The organism is Catellatospora sp. NPDC049609 (genome assembly GCF_040675365.1).
Classification (GTDB): Bacteria; Actinomycetota; Actinomycetes; order Mycobacteriales; family Micromonosporaceae; genus Catellatospora.
On sequence record NZ_JBFAOU010000325.1, the window covers coordinates 1 to 4,603 of the forward strand.

3 protein-coding genes are annotated in these 4,603 nt (G+C 71.9%); all 3 read right to left on the reverse strand.

What is annotated here, in order from left to right; translation table 11 throughout:
• Positions 1–100 precede the first annotated feature (100 nt).
• Positions 101–3,475 (reverse strand): family 16 glycoside hydrolase, encoded by a 3,375-nt coding sequence (locus AB0J67_RS39325; RefSeq protein WP_363490620.1) that lies wholly within the window; start codon positions 3,473–3,475, stop codon positions 101–103.
• A 199-nt stretch (positions 3,476–3,674) separates the two neighbouring features.
• Positions 3,675–4,355: an adenosylcobinamide amidohydrolase gene (locus tag AB0J67_RS39330; protein WP_363490622.1), complete on the reverse strand. Its 681-nt coding sequence runs from the start codon at positions 4,353–4,355 to the stop codon at positions 3,675–3,677.
• A gap of 8 nt (positions 4,356–4,363) precedes the next feature.
• The coding region (locus tag AB0J67_RS39335; protein ID WP_363490624.1) for a hypothetical protein at positions 4,364–4,603 on the reverse strand (240 nt) is incomplete at its 5' end.

The window sequence follows — 4,603 nt, forward strand, 5'->3', positions numbered from 1 at the left end:
TGAGCCGCCCGCCCACCTGAGCAGAGCTCCGTCCGCCGTGCCGGACGGAGCCCGCTCGAAGCGGACCGCTAGCAGCAGTCGCCGGGGCCGCGCGGGTGGGTTACAGGGGTTCGAGCCAGATGTTGCGGAAGCGGGGGTTGGCGCCCGCGTCGCCGTGGTCCTGCAGGCGGATCGGGCCGGGTGCCGCGCTCTCGGCCGCGCCGCCGCCGGTCGAGCCGGCGATCGTCACGTCGTTGTGCACGACGAACCCGTTCCAGACGATCGTCACGCGGGCCTCGGCGATCCGGTTGCCCGAGCCGTCGAAGCGGGCCGCGCGGTACACGATGTCGTACGACTGCCAGGTCTCCGGCGCGGTGGCCGCGTTGCGGTCGGGCGCCTTGCGGCTGTAGATCGACCCGGCCTCGTCGTTGGCGAGCGTGGTGTCGCCGTACGAGTCGAGCACCTGCAGCTCGTAGCGGTCGCCCAGGTAGATGCCGCTGTTGCCGCGGGCCTGCCCGGTGACGTTGCTCGGGTAGGTCGGCTCCAGCCACTCCACGTGCAGCTTGAAGTCGCCGAAGGCCTGGCGGGTGCGGATGTCCCCGCCCAGCGACTCCATCGACCCGCCCGAGAACGGCCAGGTCGCGGTCGCGCCGCCGGTGGTCTGCCACAGCGCCACGTCGTCGCCGTCGAACAGCTGGATGCGCTGCCCGCTGCCGCTGACCGCCCAGCGCTGGCTGAGCACGCCCGCGGCCTGCCAGATGTGCAGCTGGGTGCCGTCGGCGGAGCTGCCCGACAGGGCGTCGAGCACCTTGCCCGACTGCGGGTTGAGCAGGGTGCCGTCGGCCTGCGGCTGCCAGACCTGCGACGCGGTGCCGTTGCAGGTCCACAGCTGCACCTTGGTGCCGTTGGCGGTGCCCGCGTTGTCGACGTCGAGGCACTTGCCCAGCACCCGGTACGTGGTGCCGACCCGGGACCAGCGCTGGGCGTTGCTGCCGTTGCAGGTCCACAGCTGGATCTTCGTGCCGTCGGCGGTCCCGGCGTTGTCGACGTCGACGCACTTGCCGCCGATGCCGACGATCGGCCCGGCGCCGCCGGCGACGGTCAGCGCGTCCAGGTTGACGTGCCCGACATCACCGGTGTCCACCTTGTACGCGATGGTGTTGGCGCCCGCGTTCAGCGCCACGCTCTCGGTGTGCACGGCCCAGGTGTCCCAGTTCGCGGTGGCGCCGAGGGTGATCTGCCGCAGCTTGGCGCCGTTGACGTACAGGCTGACCGTCTTCGGTCCGGCGGACGGGTTCGGCCCGTTGGAGTAGCGCAGGCCCGCCTGGTACACCCCGGCCGTGCCGGCGGTCACCGTGAACGTGGTGCTCGCGCCCACGCTGCCGTACCCGGCGACGAAACCGCTGCCGGTGTAGCCGGTGTGGTCGGTGGCGACGCCGGCGCTGCCGGCACGGGCGGCGTTCTCCGCCTGGTAGACGCCGTCGGACGGCGGCGGGGTCTGGCCCGGGATGGCGTTGAGCGTGTACCACGCCTCGGTGCTCCACAGCGACTGGCCGCTGGTCGAGGTGAACGGGCGCGGCGAGCGCACGTGCACCACCCGGCCCGCGAGCAGGCCCGGCACGGTGAGCGTGACCTTCTTGCCGTCGGCGGACAGGGTCGCGGCGCTGGGCGTCAGCGTCTGCTCGTCGATCTTCGGGCCGCCGTAGTCGGCGGTGGGCTGGTAGCGCCACTGCTTCACCTTGTACGACGACAGCAGGCTCGCCGCGGTGGCGGCCGACAGCGGCTGGGTGTACTCCAGCTCGAAGCCGGTGCCGGTGGCCCGCATGGCGAGGATGTCGAACACGGCGGTGCCGTTCGGGGTGAGCTTCTGCAGGCCGTAGGTCAGCTTGCCGGACTGGCCCCAGTTGCCGCCCGCGCCGAGCCCGCCGACGTAGATCGCGCCGTCCGGCCCGAGGTTGACCTCGGAGACGCCCGCCTCCAGGCCCTGCGTCATCCGGAACAGCGCGCCCTGGTACTCCCCGTTGACCTTCTCCAGGAAGGCCCGCTGCAGGCCGCCGTAGGTGACGTCGCCGATCACGAACTGCCCGGCGTACGGGCCGCTGGGCAGCAGCAGCGGGGTGCTGGGCGAGTTGGCGATCTCGTTCTGCGGCATCCACAGCACCGGCGGGGTCACCGCGGTGGCGTCGAACTGCCCGGCCGGGGTGGTGTAGTGGTTGAAGAACCGGCCCTGCTTGATGTGCAGCAGCTTGGACGCGGGCAGCCAGCCGCCCTGGTTGTCGGTGACGAAGACGCCGTTCTCCGGGCCCCAGCCGATGCCGTGCGGCGTACGCAGGCCACCGGCGAGGTAGGACACCGCACCGGTCGTCCGGTTCACCTTGATCGTGGTGCCGCGGTTGGCGGCGGGCTGCGGCACGGTGGTCGCGCCGCCGTAGTTGATGGACACGGACAGGTTCAGGTAGAAGAAACCGTCCTGGTACAGCAGGCCGAACGCGAACTCGTGGAAGTTGCCGCCGAAGGGCCAGGTCGCGATGGTGTTGTACTGGTCGGCCACCTCGTCGCCGTTGGTGTCCAGCAGCTGGGTGAGCCGCTGCTTCTCGGTGACGTAGACGACGCCGTCGACCACCTTGAGACCCATCGGCTCCTTGAGGTTGCCCGCGATCTTCTTGGTGGTCACGCCGCCCGGCCCGCCGGTCCCGCCGGTGCCGCCGAGGATGAACACCTCACCGGCCTGCGAGGTGCCGGACTGGTCGGTGCCGCCCCAGGTGCAGATGACCAGCCGCCCGTCGGGCAGCCAGTCCATGCCGGTCACCTTGGGCTGGAACGTGCCGGGGCGCAGGTTGGTCAGCGTGTAGCCGGGGTGTACGCCGCCCAGCGGCAGGCCGTCGCCGGGGGAGTCGGTCGCGCCCTCGCACTCCTTGCGGCCGGGGGCGGTCACCCGCACCACGCCCGCGTCGGTGCTCAGCACCGAGTTCGGCACCAGCGTGAACGCGCTCGCGCCCGGTGGGCGCCACTCCAGGGTGAGCTGCTGGCCGCCGGTGGCCTCGAAGAAGTTGACGTTCAGCGCGTGGTAGCCGGTGGTCAGGCTGACCGCGCCCTCCTTGGCGGTGGCGCCGTGCAGGCCGTCGTGATCGATCACCATCGCGCCGTCGATCTTCAGCTCGGAGCCGTCGTCGCTGGTCAGCCGGAAGACGTACGACCCGGCGGTGGTGATGTTGACGTTGCCGATCACCTGGGCGAGGAACCGGTCCTCGAACCCGAAGTCGGCGGCGGTGGTCCAGTTGACCGTCGGCATCAGCTTGTCGACGTTCGGGGTCTGTGCGGCCTTGAGCGTGCACAGCTCGTTCAGCGACACCTGCAGGTCGTAGACGCGCAGCGTGACGCCGGGCTCCTGGACGGGTATGGCGGCGGCGGGGGCCGCCCAGACGCCGCCGGCCAGGGTCAGGGCCAGCGATGCGAGGACGGGACCGCGCAGGCGGCGTAGCAGTCGACTGCCCATCGTTCCTCCCGGGGGTAGGGGGTGTCCGACGGGGTTGCCGCAGGCGGAGGTGCCCGCGCGGTGACCGTCGGGTCCGTGCGCGGGTGGTCATCGACGCCGACGATTAACGCACCCGAAACATCGGCGGATCGGAACATTAGACCCTTTCAATCGCGGAGTCCATATCTTCTGATCAACGATGCAAAAGTTGTTGCCGTGCCTACGAAAGTCGTCGATCGCGGTAGCGCGCCGCGGCCTCGTACGTCGCCTGGTGCACGGCTCTGGCCAGCCGTGATCCCCACTCCGAGCGTGGTCCGGCGAACGCCACCGGCGCGCCCGCCTGCCGGGCCGCGACGCACACCGCGTCGGTCGGCGTACCCGAGGCGTCGAAGCCCGTGTCGCGCAACGCCTGCACCTTCGCCTCGGTCGCCGTCGCGACGGCGTTGACCAGCGCCGCGTCCGACAGTGCCACCGGGACGGCGACGACGATGTTGATGGTGCCGGGGACCAGCGCCGACCGCGGCGCGGCCACCGGATCCGCGGCCCAGCCGCACACGCCGATCCCGGCGGTCACCACCGCCTCGGCCCCGCCGTCCCCGGCGAACGCGCCTTCGGCCACCCGGGCCGCCGTCATCAGGCCCACGCCCGGCCCGCCCAGCCCGTGGTCGCGGGCGATCTCCGCCAGGTGCCGGTCCGGATCCATCCGGGTGTATCCGTGCCCGACCTGCGCGTTCAGCACCCACTCCCGCTCGCCGAGCCCGCCGCCGAGCACCGCGCTGGAGATCATGCGCCAGCCCGGCCCGGCCCGCCACAGCAGCGCGGGCAGCGCGCCGTCCGCGTCCCCGTGGCGGATCAGGGCAGGCCGTAGCAGGGACGCGTCGGAGTGGGGCAGCGCAGGCACACGGGACCCTAACCCGTGCGCCGCTCCCGACCACGACGGGCAGCCGATCCCCGCTCGCGCTGGACCGGCACGCCGGCACCCCCGCCGTCGTCGCCCGGCCCTTGATCGTCCGACTTGCCTGGCACCTGTGCGTATCTTGGCCGCTCTTTCGCCCTTTTGGCCTGGTAGTTGCCGAACAGGGCGATGCGCTGCGCCGCCCAGGCCAGGTCGCGGTAGTCGGCGCAGACCACGGCCGCGGCGTTGCCGCC